The organism is Duganella sp. AC237 (genome assembly GCF_979254035.1).
Window position 1 is genome coordinate 3,711,144 of record NZ_CEEDEW010000003.1, and the last position, 23,321, is coordinate 3,734,464.

Consider the following 23,321-nt stretch of genomic DNA (forward strand, 5'->3'; position numbering starts at 1 on the left):
CTAACGGGTTAGTTACGGGCCTTCAAACAGGCCACTTGGATGGACAACTGCAACAGAACCGCGCCCGGGGAGAAATCTTGGCGCCACCGTGGTAGCCTGTGGGACAGGCTAAAGGGAACGCCCCTGTCATAGCGGGGCGTGGATTGCTTCAATGGTGTTAATCGACGGTCAGCTTGCCGGTGCCCGCGTTGCTCAGCACGGAGCCCTTCACCGCCGATGCCGCCATCGGCGACGCGGTGTACGGCACGGTCCAGCCGACCGCGCTGCTCTCGCTACACGCACCCGCCACATTCAGCGGATTGCCGTTCAACAGCGAGCCGGTATCGGTGATCGCGCCCGGCTTGCTGGACGAGCCGGGATTCTTGACGATGTCCGGGCAGCTGCTGGCGCCGACGATCTCGAACGCGTTGTTGCTCGAGATAATCTTGGCTTTGTAGGCAACGCCGATGCTGTACTGGTGCCGGTAAATCGCGTGGGTGCGCGAGCCCTGGAAGTAGTTGTTATAGATGTGCACTTTGCCAAAGCGTACACGCGGCGCCCGCTCGCCGATATTTAGATAGTGGTTGTTGTTGAAGGTAACCGTCAGGTGTCCCTCGTCGGTGGTCCTCTCGTCGCTCGAACCGACCAAGTTGTTCTTCTCATGCAGCTCAAACCGATTGTTCGACACGGTCACATAATCCGACGCGTTCTTGACGTCAAGCGCGCCGTCGTGGCACTGCTTGATCTTGCCGTTCTCGACGGGCGACTTGTCATCGGTCTTGGGCGCGTCGGTGAAGACGTTGTGATCGACCCAGACGTTGGTCGAGGCCAGGATGGTCACCCCGTCATACTCCGAATTCCAGTTGCCGACGGGGCCATCCTTGGGGTCCCAGACCGGGAACAGATCGCACGGCAGATTGATGTTCAGGTTGCGGATGATGACGTTCTTCTTGCCGTTGACGACCAGATTGGCGTTGACCAGCTTGGCATCGCCGCCCACGCCGATCAAAGTCGTATTGCTGCCCAGTTGGATCTCCAGGCGCGCCTTTTGATCGGCAACGCTTTTAAACGGGCCGCCGTTGTCGGCATCGGTCGGATCGATGGTGCCGTACAGCTTGATGATTTTCGGTTTGTCGCCCTGCGCTTTAAGCGCGGCCATCAGTTGCGCCGCCGAGCTGACCTTGTAGATCGCGGTCGACGGCGCGGCCGCGCCGCCGGAGGTGCCGCCATTGGTGCCGGCAAAGCCGGTGGTCGGCGCCGTGTCGAGCGTGGCGTCGGCGGCCAACGCGCCGGTGGAGCAAATTGCCGCCAATGCGGCGCATAACAGTGAGTACTTCGGTGCCATGGGTGTGTCCTTAATGGTCGGTGTCGGACCTTTAAAAAGGTCGCTTATGTCATTCACAGCATCGGCAAAGATGCCAAAATGAAAATTAAGATTAGCAGCCTGTGCTGGCTGATACCTCGGCGATTCAAATAATCAAGCGCTTGATTATTTAGAAGGTCATCCGATATCGTATGACTAGCCTGGGCTGTCTGTCGGAAATAATTCGATTTGCTGTGCAGCAGTACTGCGCCCGGGAGGAGTTTGGCGCCGCCGTGATAAGCCCTTGATTATAAGGCGCTTATAGTCACGCCCCGGCGGTGTCGGGGCGCTTGGGGAGGCTCTGGAGGTCTTGGTTAAGGCCGAAGATTTCCCTAGAGAAATCATATCTCAATCGCAAGGGGTATGACAAGTCAAGTTTTTCAGTAGTTGTTTTTTCGTGAACTCAGGCTTGCACGGTGCAATCCGCGAACGGGACTGGCGACTAGCTGACGATGAATCCCAACTCGCGAAGGAAGCTTGCCGCTTGCGCGTGCGAGATGACGGCGCCCTTGAACATGCCGGCGTCGGCCAGCTTCACGCCCTCGATGTCGGTGCCGCGCAGGTCCGCGCCCTGGAACTTCGCCAGCTTCAGCACCGCGTTGCGCAAACTGCCTCCTTCGAAGACGGCGTCGCGGAAATCGCAGCCGGCCAGATAAGCGTCGGACAGATCCAGTTCCTTCAGGGTCGCCTTGCGGAACGAAAAGCCGCGCATGTCGGCGCCGACCAGCAGGCTCTCCTCGAAATGGATGCCCAGATGCGACACCTCCTCGAACGAAGCGCCGGTCAGCTTGCAGCCACGATACGATGCCGATGCCAGCTTGGCGCGCCGCCACTTGGTATTGTTCAGGTCGCAGCCTTCGAAGCGCGCATCGACGGCGTCGGCCGATTCGAAATCGGCGCCACCGGCACGGCAGCGCAGCCAGCTGGTGCGGGCCATCTTGCAAGCGAATAATATCGAGCCAAGGAAGGTGCAGCGTTCGAAGGTGCAGCCCTGCAGATCGAGCCGCGACAGGTCGGCGTCGTCGAAGGTGCAACCATCGAAGCGGCGCACCGCTTGCGACAGGTGTTGTTCAAGTTCCGCCCTGTCGAGCGTCACGCCGGAAATCGTAGAGTTGTCATGTATCATCAGGCAGAATTTTATCAGAAGCGAACGCATGAAACGTGATATCGACATCATCCGCCAGCTGGACGACACCGAGGACGCCATCAAGCGCGCCCGGCTGCGCACCATGCAAGCGGTCGCACTGGGTTTGCTGGTGCTCGCCGCCCTGCTGTTCGCGCTGGCGCGCTCGCAACACGGCGGCCATCCGGCCTGGGGCTATCTGGAGGCGTTCTCCGAGGCGGCCATGGTGGGCGCCATCGCCGACTGGTTCGCCGTCACCGCGCTGTTCCGCCACCCGCTCGGCATTCCGCTGTGGCACACCGCCATCATCCCCAACAGCAAGGACAGCATCGGCAAAAGCCTGGGCAACTTTGTCGAGAACCACTTCATCACCGAGGAAGGCATCGCCCAGCGCATCCGCCAGGTCGATATCGCCGGCCGCGCCGGCCGTTACATGCAGACCAACGCCGCGCAACTGAGCGCCTGGGTCGGGCCAGCGCTGGAAAAGCTGCTGCAGATGGCCGACCACGACAAGATCCGCCGCATGCTGCGCGACGTGGCAACGCGCGAACTCGCGCGCATTGACCTGTCCGGGCTGGCGGGCGACTGTGTCGAGGCGCTGGTCGCCGAGGATCAGCCGCAGCAGCTGGTGGACGCGGCGCTCGACCAATTCGCCGTCTATCTGTCCGATCCGGCCAACCACCCGACCATCGAGGCGATGGTGCAGAGCGCGGTCAACACCGAAAGCTCGGTGCTCAAGTATGCGTTGCGCAAGGCCATGCCCCGGATCATCCGTTCGTCGATCGAGAAAGTGGCCGAGATGCGGCTCAACCGCTCGCACGAGGTGCGCCAGCGGCTGGGCGTGTGGATCGCCAATAGCGCGCTGCGGCTCAAGGGCGATCCGGCCTGGCAGGAGGCCATCGGCCGCTATCAACAGCAGGCACTGACCAGCGAGACCGTGCAGCACATGTTCGACGGCATCTGGGATACCTTGCGCGCCCGGCTGCTGGACGACTTGCGCAGCGAGACGCCAAGCATTCCCGCCAGCGCCCGGCGGCTGGTCGAGAATGCCGGCAAGCTGCTGACCGACAATCCGGCGGTGGGCGACAGCCTGAACCGCGCAATCGAATCCGGCAGCGCGCAGCTGGTGAAAAGTATCGCGGTGAGGTCGGCCTGTTCATCGAGGCGCAACTGGCAACGTGGACCAAGGAAGAAATGAGCAACCGGATCGAGCTGTCGATCGGGCGCGACTTGCAGTTTATCCGCATCAACGGCACTCTGGTCGGCGGGCTGGTGGGTGTCGTGATCCATTTCATTGTGACGATGTTTTAAGCAGGTATTGTCAAACGCCAACGGAAAGTGCATCCTGACGCTATATAAATTGTTACGTTGGAACCATGATCACTTGCTTTGACATCGGCGGCAGCGCCATCAAATCCGCCGGCGCCAGCGCCGACGGCCAGATCGGCGAACTGCGCCGCATCCCCACACCCGCGCACGACTTCGCCGCCTTCAGCGCCGCCATGAAAGAGCTGATCGCCGCCGGCGGCCCGTCGCGCGGCGTGGCCATCTCCATTGCCGGCGTCATCGACCCCGCCGACGGCCGCATCAAATGCGCCAACATCCCCTGCATCGACGGCCGCGCGCTGGCCGCCGACCTCGCCGCCGAACTGAACCTGCCGGTCTGGATCGCCAACGACGCCGATTGCTTCGCGCTGGCCGAGGCCCATGCCGGCGCGGGTCGCGGCCACGCCAACGTCTTCGGCCTGATCCTCGGCACCGGCGTCGGCGGCGGCCTGGTGATCGATGGGCGACTGATCGGCGGGCCGGGCGGCTTCGCCGGCGAATGGGGACACGGCCCGGTCGCGCCCCACTTCGCCGGCACGCCGCCGCAGGCGATCCCGCGCTTCGCCTGCGGCTGCGGCCAGACCGGCTGCCTGGACGCCATCGGCGGCGCGCGCGGACTGGAACGGGTGCACGCCGCGCTGCATCCCGGCGCCTCGCCGCTCGATAGCCGGCAAATCATCGACGCCTGGCAGGACGGCGACGCCAACGCCGCCCGCACCATCGACTGCTTCGTCGACATTCTCTCCGGCCCGCTGGCGATGCTGGTCAACACGATCGGCGCGTCCGTGCTGCCGGTCGGCGGTGGCCTGTCCAATAGCGCGCCGCTGATCGCCATGCTCGATCAGGCGGTGCGCGCGCGCATCCTGCGCAAGACCGGCGCCGCGATCATCGTGCAAGGACAATCCGGCGCCGAACCGGGATTGATCGGCGCCGCCTGGCTGGGGCTCGCCGAATGTCGAAAAGAATCATGATCGATATCGCCGCCCCCATCGCGCTGGAAGTCTGCGTCGACAACGTCGAGGGCCTGTCGGCCGCGATCGCGGGCGGCGCCGACCGCATCGAGCTATGCGGCGCTTTGGAAGTCGGCGGCCTGACGCCCACTTCCGGCCTGCTGCGCGTGGCGGCGGCCAGTCCGCTGCCGGTGGTGGCGATGATACGTCCGCGCGGGGGCGACTTCTGTTTCGACGACGTCGAGATCCAGCTGATGCTCAACGAGATCGACGCGGTGGCCGCCGTCGGTCTGCAAGGCGTGGTGCTCGGCGCCTCGCTGCGCAACGGCGAGCTGGATCATCAAACGCTGGAACGGCTGGTGCGGCGCGCGCGCGACCACGGGCTTGAAAGCACGCTGCACCGGGCAATAGACCTGTGCCCCGATCTGGCGGTGGCGACCAGATTGGCCATCGACCTGGGTTTTGCGCGCATCCTCACGTCCGGCGGCGCGCCCCGCGCGCTGGAGGGCCTGCGCGGCTTGCAGCGCTGCTTCGACGCCGCCGGCGACCGCATCACCATCATGCCCGGCGCCGGCATCGGCGCCGACAACGTCGGCCGGCTGCTCGACACGCTGCCGGTGCGTGAAGTGCATGCCTCCTGCTCCGCGCCGGTGGCGGCCAGCATGCCGCCGGTGCTGGCCTTCGGCTTCGACACCGGCGCGCGGCGGCAGACCAGTGTGACACGGGTGGCGGCGCTGAAGGCCGCGCTGCGCACCAAATAATGTACTTACGCACCGCGTAGCGCCGCTTGAAACGTGCCGCGCTTTGTGTGACACTCGTGACTATTGATGTGAAACCGGTATCGCTTTTCAGGTTGGAGCTCACTGTTTGACGTTCGACCCCACGCTCCTTGCGCCCTATCTCCCCGACCTCGCGGCCGGCGCACGCCTGACGGCGCTCGCTTGCGCGCTCGCCCTGGCCGGCGGACTGGCGGTGGGAGTCGCCGTCGCCCTGCTGCGCGCCTCGGCCGCCCCGCTACCGCGACGGCTGGCCGATATCTACGTCGACATCTTCCGCAACGTCCCCTTCATCGTCCAGCTGTTCTTCCTGTTCTACGGCCTGCCGGAACTCGGCATTGAGCTCGACGCCTTCAGCACCGGCGTGCTGGCGCTGTCGCTGGCCGGCGGCGCCTTCACGTCCGACGTTATCCGCTCCGGCATCCTCGCCATCGATCCCGGCGTGATCGAAGCGGCGCAGGTCAGCGGCCTGTCGCGCCGCGTCATCTACCAGAAGATCGTGCTGCCGATCGCCTTGCGCACCTCGGTGCGGCCGCTCGGCTCCGTGTTCGTCAACCTGATACTGACGTCGTCCATCCTGTCCGCCATCACCCTCAATGAATTGACGGGAGCGGCCAAGATCGTCGCCGCCGACACCTTCGCGCCGTTCGAAGTCTACGCCCTGCTGCTGGTGGCCTACGTCACGCTCACCTATCTGGTGTCGCTGACCGCCGGCGCGCTGCACCGCCGCCTTAACCGCGAGCGCGCGCTGGGCGTCAACTGATGCGTTATACCGAGTTCACCGTCCACGACATCCTGTTGATGCTGCAAGGCGCCGGCGTCTCGGTCGCACTGTTCGCCGCCACCACGCTGATTGGCCTGATTATCGGTTTGAGCTGGGCGGTGCTGCGCTATTACCGCACGCCGGTGCTGTCGCCCTTCTTCGCCGCCGTCGCGGAACTGCTGAAAAATTCACCGGTGCTGGTGCAACTGTTCCTCGTCTTCTTTGGCTTGCCGGTGCTGCTGGAGACGGACATCACGCCGGTGCAGGCGGCAGTCATCACCTTATCCGGCAATACGGCGGCCTTCGTCTACGTCATCGCGGTATCCGCGATTGAATCGATCGGCCGCGAACAGCTGGAAACCGCGCGCGTGTTCGGCTTGAGCCGCTGGCAAATCCTGCGCAAGGTGGTCGCCCCCCAGGCGGCGGCCTTCGGCCTCGGACCGCTGACCGGCTTACTTGTGAACCAGTTGCAGGTGACGTCGCTGATCTCCGTGATCGGCGTGCTCGATCTGACCAAGGTCGGCGCCATCCTGAACCTGCGCACGCTCAAGCCGTTCATCGTCTGGACGGTGGTCGGCCTGCTGTACTACCTGATGGCGAAGCTGATCGCCAGCACCTGCGCGCGCCTGGAAAACCGGCTGCGCGCCCACAGCCAATGGAAAGGTTTGTAGCATGATTCAAATCGAAGGCGTCGGCAAAAGCTTCGGCCAGACCAAGGTGCTCGATGGCGTCAATCTGCGCGTCGCGCCGGGCGAAGTGGTCTCCATACTGGGCGCCAGCGGTTCGGGCAAGTCCACGCTGATCCGCTGCATCAACGGGTTGGAGAAACTGGACAAGGGCAGCATCGCCATCGACGGCTTCCGCGTCGACGATCCCAAACAACTGCAACAGGCGCGCCGCTGCTCGGGCACCGTGTTCCAGTTGTTCCACCTGTACCCGCACATGACGGCGCTGCAAAACATCACGCTGGCGCCGGTCGAAGTGCTGAAGGTGCCGCGGCGCGAGTCCGAAGACGCCGCCCGCGAGCTGCTGGCCTCCGTCGGCCTGTCGGACCGCGCAGACGCCTACCCCGCACAATTATCCGGCGGCCAGCGCCAGCGCGTCGGGATCTGCCGCGCGCTGGCCATGAAGCCGCGCTACCTGCTGCTCGACGAAGTCACCAGCGCGCTCGATCCCGAGATGACCGCCGAGGTGCTGGACATCCTTGCCAGGCTGGCGGCAGCCGGCACGACGATGCTGTTCGTCACCCACGAAATCGACTTCGCCCGCCAGATCTCCAACCGCATCGTTTTCCTCGAACAGGGCCGCCTGCTGGCCGACCTGCCGACGGCGGAATTCTTCGCAGCCGACGGCGGACTGGCACACCCGCGCATCGCCCAATTCCTCTCCAAGATGAAGAAAGACCATTGATGAAAATGCTGCTTGCCAACGCCGAGGCCTGGCCCGGCTTCGACACCACCGTCGATCTGCTCAAACAAGACGGCGCCGGCATCGACGCCATGATCGCCGGCATCGCCAAGGTCGAACGCGAAGCCAAGGTGCGCAGCGTCGGCTACGGCGGCTGGCCAAATATGCTGGGCGAAATGGAGTTCGACGCCGGCGTCATGGACGGCACCACGCGCGACGTCGGCGCGGTCGGCGCCGTGCCTGCCACGTTGCCCGTTTCCGCGCTCGCGCACGAGGTCATGAAGCACCTGCCGCACGTGATGCTGACGGGCGCCGGCGCGCGCCGTTTCGCCACCGAGCGCGGATTCGCGGTCGACGACACGCTGCACCCGGACAGCAAGCGCGTATGGTGGGAACGCCTGCAGAAGGAAATGACGCCGGAGCAGCTGGCCGCCTTCCCCGACATCGCCCTCGCCCCGCTCAGCAACACGATCACCGACCCGGAGCGGGTGCGCGACACCACCGTTTTCCTCGCTCGCGACGCCTCGCAGGGACTGGGCGTGGTTACCTCGACCTCCGGCTGGGCGTGGAAGTATCCGGGCCGTCTGGGCGACTCGCCCATCGTCGGCGCCGGATTCTACGCCGATAGCCGGTACGGCGCTGCCGCCTGCACCCACACCGGCGAGATGACGATGCGCTGCGGGACTTCGCGCAGCATCGTGCTGGCACTGCGGCTCGGCCACTCGCTCGACGACGCCGTCAAGCTGGCGGTCGAGGAACTGGGCGAGTTGAAGACCGGCTTCCTGGCGGAAGTCGTCATCCACGCCATGGACGCGATGGGCAATCACAAGGTTGTCAGCTTCCGCTGCGACGAGGAGATACGTTACTGGTATTGGGACGAACACATGGCCGCGCCGGAACTACGCGTCGCCAGCGCTGTGTAAAAAACCTAAATAAGGAATCGACATGCCGCAATTGAAACGCATCGCCGCCATCGCGGTCCTGACCATGATCGCCGGTTCCGCCGTCGCCGGCCGCATCGAGGAGATCAAGGCGCGCGGTTACGTGCGGATCGGCGTCTCGCTTGGCGGCGAGCCGGTTGGATTCCGCAACAGAAAGAATGAGCCGGTCGGGTACGACGTCGATGTCGCCACGCAGCTCGCGGCCAAGCTCGGCGTGCCGGTGCGGTTCTCGGACGTTTCGGCGGACGCGCGCATCTCGATGCTGATGTCGAAGCAGCTGGACCTGGTGGTGGCCAACGTATCGATCACGCCGCAACGGGCGCGTGTGGTCGACTTTTCCAAGCCTTACAACATGGCCGGGCTGCGCGTGATTGTGCAGAAAAGCGCCGGGATCAAGACATTGGCGGATCTCAAAGGCAAGCGCGTGGTGGTCGGTCGCGGCACCACGGCGGACGCCTTCCTGAAGCAGTCGGCGCCGCAAGCGATATTCGTCTACACCGACAATTTCGCGCCGGACGGCGTGCTGCTGCTCAAGCAAAAGCGCGTCGACGCCGGGATAGAGGATTCGTCGCTGCTCGACTACCTCGCCAGCAAGAACGACCAGCTCGGCGTCCTGCCGGGCATCCACGGCCAGACCCCGATCGGCATCGCCGTGGCGAAGGGCGACCCGGAGATGCTCAAGTTCGTCAACGCCTTCGTTGCCGATTACGTCAAGACGGGCGACTACGCCGTCAATTACCGCAAGTGGTGGGGAGAGAAAAGCGCGCCGCCGGCGTTGTAGTTCGCTTACGTGTGCACTAGCCCACAGACAGTGGCGGGCGATATTCCTATTCTTATTCGAGGAGTATCGCCCCCAATGAAAAAATACCGCAAGCAACCTTTCGATCCAGCCAACATCCGGCGTCCGCTCGGCCCACGCCCGGAGACCGCGTGAACACCAACCACTGGTTCCTGCTGGTCGGCCTGCTGATGCTCGCGCGCGGCCTGGCGGCGACCACCATCTCGCGCTCGCCTTTTACATCGGCGATGGTGTATCTCGGCTTCGGCATCCTGCTCGGACCGACCGTGTTCAACATCCTCGACTTCGACCCGATGCTGCAATCGGACCTGCTGGAGGTACTGACCGAGATTGCCATCCTGATTTCGCTGTTCTCCGCCGGTATCAAGATGCCGGTGCCGTTCAAACTGCGCCACTGGGACGCGCCGCTGCGGCTGGCCTGGGTCTCGATGACGTTGACGGTGGCGCTGGTGGCTGCCTTCGGCTTCTTCGTCCTCGGCCTGCCGCTGGGCGCCGGCATCCTGTTGGGCGGCATATTGGCGCCGACCGATCCGGTGCTGGCCACCGACGTCCAGGTGCGCCACGCGGGCGACAAGGACCAGCTGCGCTTCACGCTCACCTGCGAGGCCGGCATGAACGACGGCAGCGCCTTCCCGTTCGTGTTCCTCGGCCTGGCCATGCTGGGCATGGGCGACGACACCGGCGCCTGGCACTGGCGCTGGTTCCTGGTCGACGTGGTCTGGGCGACGGGGGCGGCAATCGCCGTGGGCTACCTGGGCGGCACCCTGACGGCGCGCCTGGGCTGGCGCCTGCGCATCATCAAACCGCAGCACGAAATCATGGACGACCTGGTGGGGCTGGGCCTGATCGCGGTGGTTTACGGCGTCTCCAGCCTGATACACGCGTGGGGGTTCCTGGCGGTGTTCTTCGCCGCCGTGGCGCTGCGCCAGACCGAGTTGGTGCTGGCCGGCGCACCCAGGGACCGTCAAGGCTTGCTGGAGCAGGACGTGGCCAAATCGGCCGCCGCCAGGAGCAGCGAAACGCACGAAGTGCCGATGACCGTCAGCACCGAGTCGCTGGTATTCAAGGAGCACCTGGAACGCCTGTCCGAACTGACCCTCGTGCTGCTACTGGGCGGCATGATCTCGCTGCATAACATGGATTGGGATGCGGTCTGGATGGCCGCCTTCCTGTTCTTCATCGCGCGTCCGGCCAGCGTATTCCTCGGCCTGGCGGGCGGCGACACCAGCATGCGGCTACGTGCGATGACGGCATGGTTCGGCGTGCGCGGTATCGGCTCGATCTACTACCTGATGTACGCGATCGAACAGGGGTTGGCACCGGACCTGGCGCAACGCCTGACGCACATTTCGCTGTTCGTCATCATGCTGTCGATCGTTGTGCATGGCCTGAGCGTCAAGCCGTTGATGGAAAGCGTGTGGCCCCGGCGCCAGTGAGCGGCCGGCTCAAATACCTTCCAGGCTAAGCGCGCGCACCGCGCCGCGCAGCAGCCCATGCAGGCGCACGCGTTCCTCGTGATCCATGTCGGGGAACATCTGCATCTCCACTTCCCTCACTTTGCCGTCGCATTGCGCCAGGATCGCGTGCCCGGCTTCGGTCAGCTGGATCTGGATGATGCGGCCGTGCGAGGGATCGGGCGTGCGCTCGATCCAGCCCTTCGCTTCGATCGACTTCACCATCTCGTTGGCCGATTGTGGCGACACCATCGTCCGCACCGCCAGCTGCGCATTCGATAACGCACCCTGCGCCCGGAACACCGACAACGCCGTGTACTGCGGCACCGTCACACCAGCAGGCGCGCAGCAATCGCGCAGGCGCTTGTTCAACACGTGATCGAGACGCCCCACCAGGTAGGCCAGCCCCAACGGTTTAGTGCTATCGGAAAAATCTGCTTTGACCATAAAAATTTTCTTGTAAAACAAAAGAGGTGGGTATAGTATAAGTCACATATCAGGTAGCCTGATACTTAAAACCAAACATTAGCGAACTAAAAGGAGACACATTGTATGTCCAAATATGAAGCCCGCTGGGAAACCGTCAAAGTCGATGTTGAAAAAGGTATCGGCTGGATCACCCTGAACCGCCCGGACAAGCGCAACGCCATGAGCCCGACCCTGAACCGCGAGATGATCGACGTTCTGGAAACGCTGGAACTGGACGAGGAAGCGCAAGTCATCGTGCTGACCGGCGCCGGCGACGCCTGGACCGCCGGCATGGACCTGAAAGAATACTTCCGCGAGAACGACGGCAAGCCGGAGATTTTTCAGGAGCGCCTGCGCCGCGACTGCTCGCAGTGGCAATGGAAGCTGCTGCGCATGTACAGCAAGCCCACCATCGCCATGGTCAACGGCTGGTGCTTCGGCGGGGCGTTCTCGCCGCTGGTCGCCTGCGACCTGGCCATCGCCGCCGACGAAGCGGTGTTCGGCCTGTCCGAGATCAACTGGGGCATCCCGCCCGGTAACCTGGTCAGCAAAGCCGTCGCCGACACCATGGGCCACCGCCAGGCGCTGCACTACATTATGACCGGCGACACCTTCACCGGCCAGGAAGCGGCCGCCATGGGCCTGATCAACAAGAGCGTGCCACGCGCCCAGCTGCGCGACGAAGTGGTCGCGCTGGCCGAAAAACTGCTGGCCAAGGCGCCGACCGTGCTGCGCATCGCCAAGAACGGCTTCAAGCGCTGCCGCGAACTGAATTGGGACCAGAACGAAGACTACCTGTACGCAAAGGTCGACCAGTCCAACTACCGCGATCCGGAAAAAGGACGCGCGCAAGGCCTCAAGCAGTTCCTGGACGATAAGACGATCAAGCCAGGTCTGCAGACTTTCAAACGCGGCTAAACTCTACAATAAAAATAAAGGAGACAACCATGTTTGACACCGATCTGCTGATCGGCGGCCAAGGCGCCGCCGCCCAGGACAACACCACTTTCGAACGGCGCAGCCCCGCCACCGGCGAGGTGGTCACCCGCGCCGCCGCCGCGCAACTGGCCGATGTCGACCGCGCAGTGAAAGCCGCGCAGGAAGCCTTTCCCGCATGGTCGGCGATGGCGCCCGGCGCCCGCCGCGCCCTGCTGCTGAAGGCCGCCGACACGATGGAAAAATACCGCGCCGAATTCGTCGCCCGCGGCGTCGCCGAAGCCGGCGGCAGCCCGATGTGGTATCAGTTCAACGTCACCCTGGCCGGGAACATGCTGCGCGAGGCGGCGTCGATGACCACCCAGATCAGCGGCGAGGTCATTCCGTCCGACGTCCCCGGCTCGATGGCCATGGGCCTGCGCCAGGCGTGCGGCGTGGTGGTCGGCCTGGCGCCGTGGAACGCCCCGATCATCCTGGGCACCCGCGCTATCGCCATGCCGCTCGCCTGCGGCAATACCGTGATCCTCAAGGCTTCCGAATTGTGCCCGGCGCTGCACCGCCTGATCGGCGCCGTGTTCGAGGAAGCCGGCTTCGCACCGGGCGTCGTCAACGTCCTAACCAACGCGCCGCAGGATGCGCCCCAGGTGGTGGAACGCCTGATCGCCGCGCCGGCCGTCCGCCGCGTCAACTTCACCGGTTCGACCAATGTCGGCCGCATCATCGCCCAGCATTGCGCCCGCCACCTGAAACCCGTTTTGCTGGAACTGGGCGGCAAGAACCCTCTGCTGATCCTGGACGACGCGGACCTGGACGAAGCCGTGGAAGCGGCCGCGTTCAGCGCCTTCTTCAACCAGGGCCAGATCTGCATGTCGGCCGACCGCATTTTGGTCGACAACAAAGTGGCGCCGGCCTTCCTGGAAAAGCTGGCCGCCAAGACCGCGACATTGAAAGCGGCGCAAAGCGACGCGCCGCTGTCCGGCATGATCGATCCATCGGCCACCACCCGCGTGGCCGCCATGCTGCAGGACGCCCGCGATCGCGGCGCCAAGGTCACGCAAAGCTCGGCCGAAGTGGTCGGCAACATCATGCAGCCGGCCATCGTCGACGGCGTGACGCCGGAGATGAAGGTCTATCAGGAGGAGTCGTTCGGTCCCATCGTCTCGATCCTGCGCTTCGATACCGACGAGGAAGCCATCGCGCTGGCCAACGACAGCGAGTACGGCCTGTCGTCGGCGGTCTTCAGCCGTGACATCGGCCGCGCGATGGCCGTCGCGCGCCGCATCGAATCGGGCATCTGCCACATCAACGGTCCGACCGTGCACGATGAGGCGCAAATGCCGTTCGGCGGCGTCAAAGGTAGCGGCTACGGGCGTTTCGGCGGCAAGGCGGCCATCGCCGAGTTCACGGAGCTGCGCTGGATCACGATCCAGACCACCTCGCGCCATTATCCGATCTGACAGGAGCTCCGCATGAATCAATCGATGAACGCGGAGCAGCCCGGCGGCACGGCAAAGCGACGCCCGGTCAGACTGGGCAATCCGCAGATCGCGGCCTACCAGGCCGACGGCCTGTGGCACGTGGACGCCGTCACGCCGCTGGAGGCGTTCCCGTCGCGCTTCACCGACCGCCTGGAATCAGGCGCCGCCGCCCACCCGGAGCGTACCCTGGTCGCGCGCCGCGCGGCCGATGGCGCCGGCGAATGGATACGGCTGTCGTACGCCGAGGTGCTGCGCCGCGCCCGCAGCATCGGCCAGGCGCTGCTCGATCGCGGCCTGTCGGCCGAACGTCCGCTGGTGATCCTGTCCGGTAACGACCTGGAACACTTCCAGCTCGCGCTGGGAGCCATGTACGCCGGCATTCCCTATGCACCGGTGTCGCCATCGTATTGTCTGGTGGCGACCGATTTCACCAAGCTGTCGGAAATGCTGGCCAAGCTGACGCCAGGCGCGCTGTTCGCCTGCGATGGCGCCGCCTACACCCGCGCCATCCAGGCGGTGATGCCGGCCGACGTGGAACTGATACTGGCCCACGGCGAAGTCCCGGGCCAGCAGTCCACCAGCTTCCAGTCGCTGCTTGACACGGCACCCTCGACCGTCGAAGCGGCGCACGCCGCCGTCGGCGTCGACACGGTCGCCAAGTTCCTGTTCACCTCCGGCTCGATCAAAAAACCGAAAGCGGTCACCACCACCCACGGTATGTTGTGCAGCAATCAGCAGATGCTGCTGCAAACCTTTCCGTTCATGGGCGACGAGCCGCCGGTGCTGCTCGACTGGCTGCCATGGAACCACACCTTCGGCGGCAGCCACAATGTCGGCATTGTGCTGTATAACGGCGGCACCCTGTACCTGGACGACGGCAAGCCAACCCCGCGCGACTTCCCCACCACCCTGAGGAACCTGCGCGAGATCGCGCCGACGATGTATTTCAATATCCCCAAAGGGTTCGAGATGCTGACCGACGCCATGAAGACCGACGCCCAACTGAGCGCCAACTTCTTCTCACGCGTGAAGCTGTTCCTGTGCGCCGGCGCCGGACTGTCGCAGGCGGCGTGGGACAGGCTGGACAACGCCGCCATCGCCGAAACCGGCGAATCGGTACGCATCATCACGGGGCTGGGCATGACGGAGACGTCGCCGTCGTGCACCTTCGGCACCGGCTCCATCATCAAGGCCGGCTACGTCGGCGTACCGGCGCCGGGCTGCAAGGTCAAGCTGGTACCGTTCGGCGACAAGCTGGAAGCGCGCTTCAGCGGCCCGCACGTGATGCCGGGCTACTGGCGCGCGCCGGACCTGAACGCCGCCGTCTTCGACGAGGATGGCTACTACTGCACCGGCGACGCCCTGCGCTTCGTCGATCCGGAAAGACCGGAGCTGGGCTTCATGTTCGACGGCCGCATCGCCGAGGACTTCAAGCTCAGTACCGGCACCTTCGTCAGCGTCGGTCCGCTGCGCGCGAAGGTGATCAGTGCCGCCGCGCCTTATGTGCTGGACGCGGTGGTCACCGGCATCGACCGCAACGCCATCGGCCTGCTGCTGTTCCCGCGGATGGAGCACTGCCAGGTGCTGTCGGAACTGGGCCCGGACGCCAGCGCCGCCGAAGTGCTGGCAAGCGCACCGGTGCGGGCCTGGTTCGCGCGCCTGCTCAAGTTGTTGAACCAGGACGCCAGCGGTTCGTCGATGCGCATCGACCGGCTGCTGCTGTTACCCGAACCGCCGTCCGTCGATCATCGCGAGATGACCGACAAGGGTTCGATCAACCAGTCGGCGGTGCTGACGCGGCGCGCGGCCGTCGTCGAAGCGCTGTATGAAGGCACGGATCCACAAGTAATCATCGCGGCATAAACCAAAAAAGACGGAGACAAGCAATGAAACTTAAAAAACTGGCCAACATCGGCATGGTCGTCAGCGTGGCCTTGATCGGCACCGGTGTAGCGCAGGCTCAGGACAGCATCAAGGTCGGCGTCATCGCCGCGCTGACCGGGCCTTTCGCCAACACCGGCAAGCCGTTCGAGGATGGCATCAAAACCTATATGCTGCAGTACGGCGCCACCGTGGCCGGCAAGAAGATCGAGATCATCTACCGCGACGACGGCGGCACCAACGCCGACATGTCCAAGCGGGCCGCCCAGGAGCTGATCTCGCGCGACAAGGTCAGCTTCCTGATCGGCTTCTCGCTGACGCCTAGCGCGCTGGCGGTGGCGCCGATCGCCACCCAGGCCAAGATTCCGATGATCGTCATGAACGCCGTCACCACCGGCATCACCGCCAAGTCGCCGTACATGCTGCGCACCAGTATGACGATGCAGCAGATGACCGAGCCTTTCGGCACCTGGACCGCCCAGAACAAGGTCGGCAAGGTGTACACGCTGGTGAGCGACTACAGCACCGGCATCGACGCCGAGGCCCGCTTCGGCAAGGGTTTCACCGCCGGCGGCGGCAAGTTGGTTGGCGCGTCGCGCGTGCCGTTGGCCAATCCGGACTACTCGCCGTTCATCCAGCGCATCAAGGACGAGAAGCCGGACGCGCTGTTCTTCTTCGCTCCCGGCGCCGAAGACGGCACCGCCCTGCTCAAGGCCTTCAGCGACAAGGGCCTGGACAAGGCCGGCATCAAATTCCTGGGCGTGGGCGACATGACCAGCGACCATCCGACGCTGGAAGCGCTGGGCGACCGCGCGCTGGGCGCCATCACGGTGCTGAACTATTCGACGGCGCTGGACAACGCCACCAACAAATCCTTCCTGACCGCCTACGCAGCCGCCCTGCCGAACGCGCGTCCGCCGACCTTCGTCACCGTGGCCGCGTACGACACGATGGCCATGCTGTACGAAACCATCCGCAAGCTGAATGGCAAGGTCACCGGCGACACCGCCATGAAGGTATTGTCGGGCATGAAGCTGGACAGCCCGCGCGGCCCGATCAGCATCGACCCGGCCTCGCGCGATATCGTGCAGAACATGTACGTCCGTGAGGTCAAGAAGGTCAACGGCAAGCTGGTCAACCAGCCGATCAGCACGCTCAAAGACGTGATGCCGAACTAGGTTTCGTTCCAACCCGCTCCACCCAGCACCACCCCGCTTCACCCCCAAGGCAGGTCCCGACGCAGCCCTCAGAACGCTGCGCGGGGCCCGCACGTCCATCGCTTTGCAAGAACAGAGGAGACAACTCGCATGAAAAGCCGCGACATCAACCCATCCACAGCCCCGATACTGCCACTCGCCACCGCCATCTCGGCGGCATTGCTGCTAAGCGCATGCGCCGGCGGCGGCGACAGCCTCGACAGTACCGGCCTGCCGCGCCTGGCGGCCGCCACCGGCGCAGCGCTGCCGTCCTGCACCGATTTGGTCACCCGAGTGCAGCTCGCCAACACCACCATCACCGGCGCCAACAGCATGGCCGCCGGCACCTTGCGCGTGGCCGGCAAACCAGTCACGGCCCATTGCCAGGTGACCGGCCGCATGTTCGACCGCGTCAGCACCGTCGACGGCGCCCGCTACGCGATCGGCTTCGAGATGCGCCTGCCGCTGAACTGGAACGGCCGCTTCTTCTATCAAGGCAACGGCGGCCTGGACGGCTCGGTCGTCCCGGCCACCGGTCAGGTTGGCGGCGGCGGTCCGCTGGACAGCGCGCTTAACATGGGCTTTGCGGTCATCAGTTCCGACGCCGGCCACGGTGCGCCCAATCCCGCCTTCGGCATCGATCCGCAAGCGCGGCTCGACTACGGCTACCAGGCGGCCGGCAAGCTGACGCCGATGGCCAAGAACCTGATCCAGATCGCTTACGGCAAGGCGCCGGAGCGCTCCTACTACGGCGGCTGCTCCAATGGCGGGCGGCACGCGATGGTGGCCGCAGCCCGCTTCGCCGACCAATACGACGGCTTCCTGGTCGGCAATCCGGGCTTCCGCCTGCCGCTGGCGGCGATCGCCAACATTGCCGGCGCACAGGCCTACAATGCGCTGGCCACCACGCCGGGCGACCTGTCGACCGGTTTCACCAAGGCCGAACGCACCACCGTCGAGAACGCCGTGCTGGCGAAATGCGACGCGCTCGACGGCGCCGCCGACGGCTTGATCCAGAACACGCAGGCGTGCCAGGCGGCCTTCAACCTTGATCGCGACGTGCCGACCTGCACGGGCGCGCGCAACGGCAGCTGCCTGAGCGCCGCGCAAAAAACCACCATCGGCGGCTTGTTCTCGGGAGCGACCACCAGCGCCGGGACGAAGTTCTATTCGAGCTGGCCGTATGACGCCGGCATCTCGACGGGCGGCTGGGCCGACTGGAAGTTCAACAGCCCGCTGACCCGCGACTCAGGCGCCGTCGGACTGATCTGGCAAGCGCCGCCGGAAAACCTGGCGACCTTCAACGGTCCGCAGTTCGCGCTGACCGGCAACGTCGACAGCATGCTGGCCAGGGTTGGCGCCACCACCTCCGTGTACACGGAAAGCGCGCTGTCGTTCATGCTGCCGCCCAACCCGACCAACCTCGGCACCTTGAAAAGCCGTGGCGGCAAGATGATGGTGTACCACGGCACCGCCGATCCGATCTTTTCCAGCGACGACACCACCACCTGGTATGACGGCTTGCGCGCGGCCAATGGCGGCGACGCCTCGAACTTCGCCCGTTTCTTCCGCGTGCCCGGCATGAACCACTGCGGCGGCGGCCCGTCGGCGGAGCAGTTCGACATGCTGACGCCGCTAGTCGCGTGGGTCGAACGCGGCCAGGCGCCGGACAACGTCATCGCCAGCGTGCGCGGCGCCGGCAATGCGGGAGGCGCCAATGCCGACGTGCCGGCCAACTGGTCGCCAAACCGCACCCGTCCGCTGTGCCCGTATCCGAAGGCCGCCAAGTACAAAGGCAACGGCAACATCGAGGATGCCGCCAGCTTCAGCTGCGAGTGATACTTTGGAAGGGGCGCGGCTCGAGAGCTTCGCCCCATCAGAAGTGACGTACGGCGGATTACGCGCTGCGCGCTAATCCGCCCCACGGTTCTTCGTAGATGCCTTGAGTGCCCGTGACAAGTACGGCGCCGTGCGACTACGCTTGTCCTTCGCCAACTGGTCCGGCGGGCCGGCGGCGACGATCGCACCGCCCTCCTCGCCCGCGCCCGGGCCGACGTCGATCACCCAGTCGCTGTCGGCCAGCACCTGCATATTGTGCTCGACCACCACCACGGTGTTGCCGGCATCAACCAGCCCATGCAGCTGTGTCATCAGCAACTCGATGTCGGACGGATGCAAACCCGTGGTCGGTTCATCGAGGACGTACAAGGTGTCGCCACGGCTGGCGCGCTGTAGTTCGGTGGCCAGCTTGATGCGCTGCGCTTCGCCGCCGGACAGCTCCGTCGCCGGCTGCCCGAGACGCAGATAGCCCAGTCCCACCGCGCGCAGCACATCCAGCGCATGCCGCAGCGGCGCCTCTTCGGCGAAGAACTCCCACGCCGCGTCCACCGTCATCTGTAACACCTCGGCGATATTGCGGTCGCGGTGGCGCACCGCCAGCGTATCCGGGTTATAGCGCGCGCCCTCGCATTCCGGACACGGCGCATAGACACTCGGCAGGAACAGCAATTCGACCATGACAAACCCCTCGCCCGCGCAGTTCGGACAACGGCCCTTGGCGACGTTGAACGAGAAGCGCCCCGCGTCGTAATGCCGGGCGCGGGCCGACTTGGTGGCCGCAAACAGCTTGCGCACATGGTCGAACAAACCGGTATAAGTGGCCAGGTTGGAACGCGGCGTGCGCCCGATGGGCCGCTGGTCGACCTGCACCAGCCTTCGAACACCCTCCATGCCGGCGACGATACGGCCGCGCACATCGCCGCCAGCCGTATCGTCGAGCGCCGCCTCGACCAAATCGGTGTCGGCGTCGCTGGCGGGCGCGTTTTGCCCCAACTGTTCCAGCACCAGTTGGACCAGCGCCTGACTCACGAGGCTTGACTTTCCGGAGCCCGAAACGCCGCTCACGCTGGTCAACACGCCCAGCGGAAAATCGGCGTCGACGCCATGCAGATTATTGCGCTCGACACCGCGCAACCGCAACCAGTCAGCCGGGGCGCGCACCGTGCGCGGCGAGCGCTCGACACGCTCGAACAGATACCGCGCGGTACGCGACTCTTCCACGCCGGCCAGTCCGTCCGGCGCGCCGCTGTACAGTATGCGGCCACCCTGTTGGCCCGCCTTTGGCCCGACATCGACAATCCAGTCGGCGTGCCGTATCACATCCAGCGCGTGCTCGACGACGAACAGCGAATTGCCTGCCGCCATGAGCCGGTCCAATGCCCGCAGCAGCGCCTCGGTATCGACCGGATGCAGGCCGGCCGACGGCTCGTCCAGCACATAGACCACGCCGAATAAGCTGGACCTCACCTGCGTCGCCAGGCGCAGCCTTTGCAGCTCGCCGGGCGACAACGTCGGCGTGCCGCGTTCGAGGCTTAAATAACCCAATCCAAGGTCCAGCAGCACGGCGAGCCGCGCCAACAGATCCTGGGCGATGCGCTGCGTGACGATCGCTTTTTCCGGATGGCGCTCGGCGTCCTTCGCCTTGGCCTTGGTCCTCGCGGCCGGCGGCTTGCCCTCCGCGTAAGGCGCCAGCAACTGCGCCAACCGCTGCAAGGGCAGGCGCCCGATCTCGGTGATATCGTGGCCGCAGAACGTCACCGACAGCGATTCCGTGCGCAGCCGCTTGCCGTCGCAGGTCGGGCAATCCATGCCCACCAGGTACTGCGACACGCGCTTCTTCATGATCGCGCTCTCGGTGCCGGCGAACGTCTGCAGCACGTACTTGCGCGCACCGGTGAAGGTGCCCTGGTAGCTCGGCGTCTCCTTGCGCTTGTGGGCGCGCCGCGCCTCGGCCGGGGTCAGTCCCGCGTACACCGGCACGGTGGGCTGCTCGTCGGTGAACAAAATCCAGTCACGCTGCTTTTTGGGCAGCTCGCGCCACGGCGTGTCGACGTCGTAGCCGAGCGTCACCAGGATATCGCGCAAGTTCTGTCCGTGCCAGGCGGTGGGCCATGCAGCCACCGCCCGTTCGCGTATCGTCAGGCTATCGTCCGGCACCATCGAGCGCTCGGTCGCCTCGTACACCCGGCCCAGTCCATGACACTGCGGGCACGCGCCCTGCGGCGTGTTGGGCGAGAACGATTCGGCGTACAGCAGCTCCTGGCCGGGCGGATAGTCGCCGGCGCGCGAGTACAACATGCGCAGCGAATTGGACAAGGTGCTGACACTGCCGACCGATGAACGGGTCGTCGGCGCGCCGCGCTGCTGCTGCAACGCCACCGCCGGCGGCAGGCCGTCGATGGCGTCGACCTCCGGCACCGCCATCTGATGGAACAGGCGCCTCGCATAAGGCGACACCGATTCGAGATAGCGCCGCTGCGCCTCCGCATACAAGGTGCCGAAAGCCAGCGACGATTTGCCGGAGCCGGATACGCCGGTGAACACCACCAGCGCGTTGCGCGGAATATCGACATCGACGTTCTGAAGATTATGCTCGCGCGCGCCGCGCACGCGGACGTAGCCCGCGTCGGCGGTCTCGATGGCTGAGCGGGTCTGTTCGCCGGGGCTTGAAGGGCGGTGCTTGGCCATAAAACGTTCCTATAGTAATTTATCCCAGCATCATCGATTCCGGGAAATTAGTATGTACGGCAACGTACCGGATCGCCAACTGGAGCGCATCGTTGCCAATCTACAAGACTTAGGAAGACGCGTGCGCTCCCTCCCCGTTACCAGCGATAAACTGCACTGATCCAATCATTGAAACAGGAATTCAATCATGGCCAAAACAGTCGCCGAAGTCGTTATCGAAACCTTGCAGCAAGCCGGGGCCAAACATTGCTGGGGCATTCCCGGCGATTCCCTGAACTACATCACCGACGCCATTCGCGTCAGCGAGATCGAATGGGTGCATGTGCGGCACGAGGAGGCAGGCGGTTTCGCCGCCGGCGCCGAGGCCATCGTCGCCAACCGCCTGACCTTGTGCGCCGGCTCCTGCGGGCCGGGCAGCCTGCATTTCATCAACGGCTTGTTCGAGGCGCACCGCAACCGCTCGCCGGTGGTGCTGATCGCCAGCCAGATCACCCGCGACGAGCTGGGGACCGACTTCCCGCAGGAGGTCGACTACAAGCCGATCTACGACCAGTGCAGCGTGTTTTGCCAGGAGATCCGCACGCCGGCCCACGCCAGGCGCATCACCACCATGGCGGCGCAGGCGGCCATGACCAAGGGCGGCGTGGCGGTGATCATCCTGCCGGTCGACCTGTCCAAGGAATCGGCGGTCGACGAGCCGCACTTCTCGGTCCACCTGCCGCAGCCGCAAAGCCGGCCCTCGGACACGGAAATGAACCGCATCGCCGAAATCATCAACGACGGCAAAAAGGTGGCGATCTACGCGGGTTCCGGTTGCGAAGGCGCGCACGGGCCGCTGATGGCGCTGGCCGAGCGTATCAAGGCGCCGATCGCGCACACCTCGCGCGCCAAGGATTTCGTCGAGTACAACAATCCCTATAACGTCGGCATGACCGGCATCTTCGGCATCGACTCCGGCTACCATGCAGTGACCGAGTGCGACACCCTGCTGCTGCTTGGATGCGACTTCGCCTGGCGCCAGTACTACCCCGCGCACGCGCGCATCATCCAGATCGACATCGACCCCACCCACCTGGGGCGGCGCCACCCGGTGGAAGTGGGCGCCTGCGGCGACATCGCCACCACCCTGGCGGCACTGCTGCCGCGCGTGCAGGTGCGCGGCGACCGCGAATTCCTCGACCACTGCGTCGAACGGCACCACAAGGCGGTCGAACACCTGAACGAGCGCGCCACGCCGGGCGACGGCGGCACGATCCGCCCGCAGTACCTGACCGCGATGATCGACAAGCACGCCGACGACGACTGCATCTTCACCGCCGACGGCGGCTCGCCGATGGTATGGGTGCTGCGCCATACCCGTGCCACCGGCAAGCGCCGCACCCTGGTCAGCCTGACCCACGGCACCATGGCCAACGCCATGCCGCAGGCGCTGGGCGCGAAGAAGGCGTTCCCGCAGCGCCAGGTGATCTCGCTGTCCGGCGACGGTGGACTGACGATGATGATGGGCGACTTGATCACGGCGGTACAGGAGAACATCGCCATCAAGGTCGCCGTCTACAACAACGGCTCGCTGGGCTTCGTCGAACTGGAACAAAAGGTCGAGGGCCTGCTCGACGCCTACACCGAGCTGAAAAATCCAAACTTCGCGGCGGTGGCGGAGGCGATCGGCATCTACGGCCGCCGCGTCGAATCGGCGGCCGAACTCGAATCGGAGGTGCAGGCCTGGCTGGCGCACCCGGGTCCGGCCTTGCTTGACGTGACGACCGACCGCTTCGAACTGGTCATGCCGCCGAACATACAGGCTTCCCAGGTCCTGGGCACCGCGCTGTACTCGGTCAAGGCGGTGCTCAGTGGTCGGGGTAGCGATGTGGTCGACATGATCAAGGACAATTTCGTCAAATAAGCACCCCTCCAACATCAAATGTTTGCGGTTAACATTTTTTGACAACTTTAT

Annotated in this window: 18 protein-coding genes and 1 pseudogene; 15 read left to right on the top strand and 4 right to left on the bottom strand. The window is 64.9% G+C overall.

Annotated features, from left to right (window positions below; genetic code table 11):
* Positions 1 to 157: 157 nt before the first annotated feature.
* Together AC0IYS_RS16505 and AC0IYS_RS16510 are read right to left on the bottom strand one after the other, a co-directional pair.
* On the bottom strand, positions 158 to 1,324 hold the full coding sequence (locus AC0IYS_RS16505; RefSeq protein WP_471706173.1) for a pectate lyase family protein: 1,167 nt from the start codon (positions 1,322 to 1,324) through the stop codon (positions 158 to 160).
* A gap of 460 nt (positions 1,325 to 1,784) precedes the next feature.
* A complete protein-coding gene (locus AC0IYS_RS16510) occupies positions 1,785 to 2,438 on the bottom strand; it encodes a pentapeptide repeat-containing protein (protein ID WP_471706174.1) in 654 nt (217 codons plus the stop codon).
* 250 nt (positions 2,439 to 2,688) lie between these two features.
* Between AC0IYS_RS16510 and AC0IYS_RS16515 the strand changes: the two are divergent.
* The 9 genes and pseudogenes from AC0IYS_RS16515 (at position 2,689) to AC0IYS_RS16555 (ending at position 10,863) form a co-directional block, all read left to right on the top strand.
* Positions 2,689 to 3,776: pseudogene (locus AC0IYS_RS16515) on the top strand (DUF445 domain-containing protein).
* A gap of 65 nt (positions 3,777 to 3,841) precedes the next feature.
* A complete protein-coding gene (locus tag AC0IYS_RS16520; RefSeq protein WP_471706175.1) occupies positions 3,842 to 4,762 on the top strand; it encodes an ROK family protein in 921 nt (306 codons plus the stop codon).
* Positions 4,759 to 5,502, top strand: a complete 744-nt coding sequence (locus tag AC0IYS_RS16525; RefSeq protein ID WP_471706176.1) for a copper homeostasis protein CutC — start codon at positions 4,759 to 4,761, stop codon at positions 5,500 to 5,502. The genes AC0IYS_RS16520 and AC0IYS_RS16525 overlap by 4 nt, the downstream gene beginning before the upstream one ends.
* A gap of 106 nt (positions 5,503 to 5,608) precedes the next feature.
* Positions 5,609 to 6,280: an amino acid ABC transporter permease gene (locus AC0IYS_RS16530; RefSeq protein ID WP_471706177.1), complete on the top strand. Its 672-nt coding sequence runs from the start codon at positions 5,609 to 5,611 to the stop codon at positions 6,278 to 6,280.
* Entirely contained in the window at positions 6,280 to 6,951 is a 672-nt protein-coding gene (locus tag AC0IYS_RS16535) for an amino acid ABC transporter permease (RefSeq protein WP_471706178.1), read from the top strand. The genes AC0IYS_RS16530 and AC0IYS_RS16535 overlap by 1 nt, the downstream gene beginning before the upstream one ends.
* 1 nt (position 6,952) lies before the next feature.
* Positions 6,953 to 7,690 (top strand): amino acid ABC transporter ATP-binding protein, encoded by a 738-nt coding sequence (locus AC0IYS_RS16540; RefSeq protein WP_471706179.1) that lies wholly within the window; start codon positions 6,953 to 6,955, stop codon positions 7,688 to 7,690.
* Positions 7,690 to 8,610, top strand: a complete 921-nt coding sequence (locus AC0IYS_RS16545) for an isoaspartyl peptidase/L-asparaginase (RefSeq protein ID WP_471706180.1) — start codon at positions 7,690 to 7,692, stop codon at positions 8,608 to 8,610. The genes AC0IYS_RS16540 and AC0IYS_RS16545 overlap by 1 nt, the downstream gene beginning before the upstream one ends.
* Before the next feature lie 22 nt (positions 8,611 to 8,632).
* Positions 8,633 to 9,409, top strand: coding sequence for a transporter substrate-binding domain-containing protein (locus AC0IYS_RS16550; protein ID WP_471706181.1), 777 nt, complete (start codon positions 8,633 to 8,635; stop codon positions 9,407 to 9,409).
* A gap of 149 nt (positions 9,410 to 9,558) precedes the next feature.
* Positions 9,559 to 10,863, top strand: a complete 1,305-nt coding sequence (locus tag AC0IYS_RS16555) for a cation:proton antiporter (protein WP_471706182.1) — start codon at positions 9,559 to 9,561, stop codon at positions 10,861 to 10,863.
* Positions 10,864 to 10,872: 9 nt separating this feature from the next.
* Here AC0IYS_RS16555 and AC0IYS_RS16560 read toward each other — a convergent pair whose 3' ends face one another.
* Entirely contained in the window at positions 10,873 to 11,328 is a 456-nt protein-coding gene (locus AC0IYS_RS16560) for a MarR family winged helix-turn-helix transcriptional regulator (RefSeq protein ID WP_090319988.1), read from the bottom strand.
* Between the two features lie 105 nt (positions 11,329 to 11,433).
* Here AC0IYS_RS16560 and AC0IYS_RS16565 point away from each other — a divergent pair, with 105 nt between their 5' ends.
* The 5 genes from AC0IYS_RS16565 (at position 11,434) to AC0IYS_RS16585 (ending at position 18,679) form a co-directional block, all read left to right on the top strand.
* A complete protein-coding gene (locus AC0IYS_RS16565) occupies positions 11,434 to 12,267 on the top strand; it encodes a p-hydroxycinnamoyl CoA hydratase/lyase (protein WP_463450669.1) in 834 nt (277 codons plus the stop codon).
* Positions 12,268 to 12,296: 29 nt separating this feature from the next.
* Positions 12,297 to 13,742, top strand: a complete 1,446-nt coding sequence (locus tag AC0IYS_RS16570; RefSeq protein ID WP_471706183.1) for an aldehyde dehydrogenase — start codon at positions 12,297 to 12,299, stop codon at positions 13,740 to 13,742.
* Positions 13,743 to 13,754: 12 nt separating this feature from the next.
* Complete coding sequence (locus tag AC0IYS_RS16575; RefSeq protein WP_471706184.1) at positions 13,755 to 15,626, top strand: feruloyl-CoA synthase; 1,872 nt, start codon at positions 13,755 to 13,757, stop codon at positions 15,624 to 15,626.
* Positions 15,627 to 15,649: 23 nt separating this feature from the next.
* Positions 15,650 to 16,822 carry an ABC transporter substrate-binding protein gene (locus tag AC0IYS_RS16580; protein WP_471706185.1) on the top strand — a complete coding sequence of 391 codons (1,173 nt, stop codon included), beginning with the start codon at positions 15,650 to 15,652 and terminating at the stop codon, positions 16,820 to 16,822.
* A gap of 129 nt (positions 16,823 to 16,951) precedes the next feature.
* Positions 16,952 to 18,679, top strand: a complete 1,728-nt coding sequence (locus AC0IYS_RS16585) for a tannase/feruloyl esterase family alpha/beta hydrolase (protein WP_471706187.1) — start codon at positions 16,952 to 16,954, stop codon at positions 18,677 to 18,679.
* A gap of 72 nt (positions 18,680 to 18,751) precedes the next feature.
* Here AC0IYS_RS16585 and AC0IYS_RS16590 read toward each other — a convergent pair whose 3' ends face one another.
* Positions 18,752 to 21,367 (bottom strand): excinuclease ABC subunit UvrA, encoded by a 2,616-nt coding sequence (locus AC0IYS_RS16590; RefSeq protein WP_471706188.1) that lies wholly within the window; start codon positions 21,365 to 21,367, stop codon positions 18,752 to 18,754.
* Positions 21,368 to 21,554: 187 nt separating this feature from the next.
* Here AC0IYS_RS16590 and AC0IYS_RS16595 point away from each other — a divergent pair, with 187 nt between their 5' ends.
* Positions 21,555 to 23,270 (top strand): thiamine pyrophosphate-dependent enzyme, encoded by a 1,716-nt coding sequence (locus AC0IYS_RS16595; protein ID WP_471706189.1) that lies wholly within the window; start codon positions 21,555 to 21,557, stop codon positions 23,268 to 23,270.
* The last annotated feature ends 51 nt before the right edge of the window (positions 23,271 to 23,321 follow it).

Coding starts and splice junctions, on each gene's coding strand:
- AC0IYS_RS16520 (WP_471706175.1), top strand. CDS start 3,842: ATGATCACTTGCTTTGACATCGGCGGCAGCGCCATCAAATCCGCCGGC.
- AC0IYS_RS16590 (WP_471706188.1), bottom strand. CDS start 21,367: ATGGCCAAGCACCGCCCTTCAAGCCCCGGCGAACAGACCCGCTCAGCC.
- AC0IYS_RS16505 (WP_471706173.1), bottom strand. CDS start 1,324: ATGGCACCGAAGTACTCACTGTTATGCGCCGCATTGGCGGCAATTTGC.
- AC0IYS_RS16565 (WP_463450669.1), top strand. CDS start 11,434: ATGTCCAAATATGAAGCCCGCTGGGAAACCGTCAAAGTCGATGTTGAA.
- AC0IYS_RS16595 (WP_471706189.1), top strand. CDS start 21,555: ATGGCCAAAACAGTCGCCGAAGTCGTTATCGAAACCTTGCAGCAAGCC.
- AC0IYS_RS16560 (WP_090319988.1), bottom strand. CDS start 11,328: ATGGTCAAAGCAGATTTTTCCGATAGCACTAAACCGTTGGGGCTGGCC.
- AC0IYS_RS16545 (WP_471706180.1), top strand. CDS start 7,690: ATGAAAATGCTGCTTGCCAACGCCGAGGCCTGGCCCGGCTTCGACACC.
- AC0IYS_RS16550 (WP_471706181.1), top strand. CDS start 8,633: ATGCCGCAATTGAAACGCATCGCCGCCATCGCGGTCCTGACCATGATC.
- AC0IYS_RS16540 (WP_471706179.1), top strand. CDS start 6,953: ATGATTCAAATCGAAGGCGTCGGCAAAAGCTTCGGCCAGACCAAGGTG.
- AC0IYS_RS16580 (WP_471706185.1), top strand. CDS start 15,650: ATGAAACTTAAAAAACTGGCCAACATCGGCATGGTCGTCAGCGTGGCC.
- AC0IYS_RS16525 (WP_471706176.1), top strand. CDS start 4,759: ATGATCGATATCGCCGCCCCCATCGCGCTGGAAGTCTGCGTCGACAAC.
- AC0IYS_RS16585 (WP_471706187.1), top strand. CDS start 16,952: ATGAAAAGCCGCGACATCAACCCATCCACAGCCCCGATACTGCCACTC.
- AC0IYS_RS16570 (WP_471706183.1), top strand. CDS start 12,297: ATGTTTGACACCGATCTGCTGATCGGCGGCCAAGGCGCCGCCGCCCAG.
- AC0IYS_RS16575 (WP_471706184.1), top strand. CDS start 13,755: ATGAATCAATCGATGAACGCGGAGCAGCCCGGCGGCACGGCAAAGCGA.
- AC0IYS_RS16535 (WP_471706178.1), top strand. CDS start 6,280: ATGCGTTATACCGAGTTCACCGTCCACGACATCCTGTTGATGCTGCAA.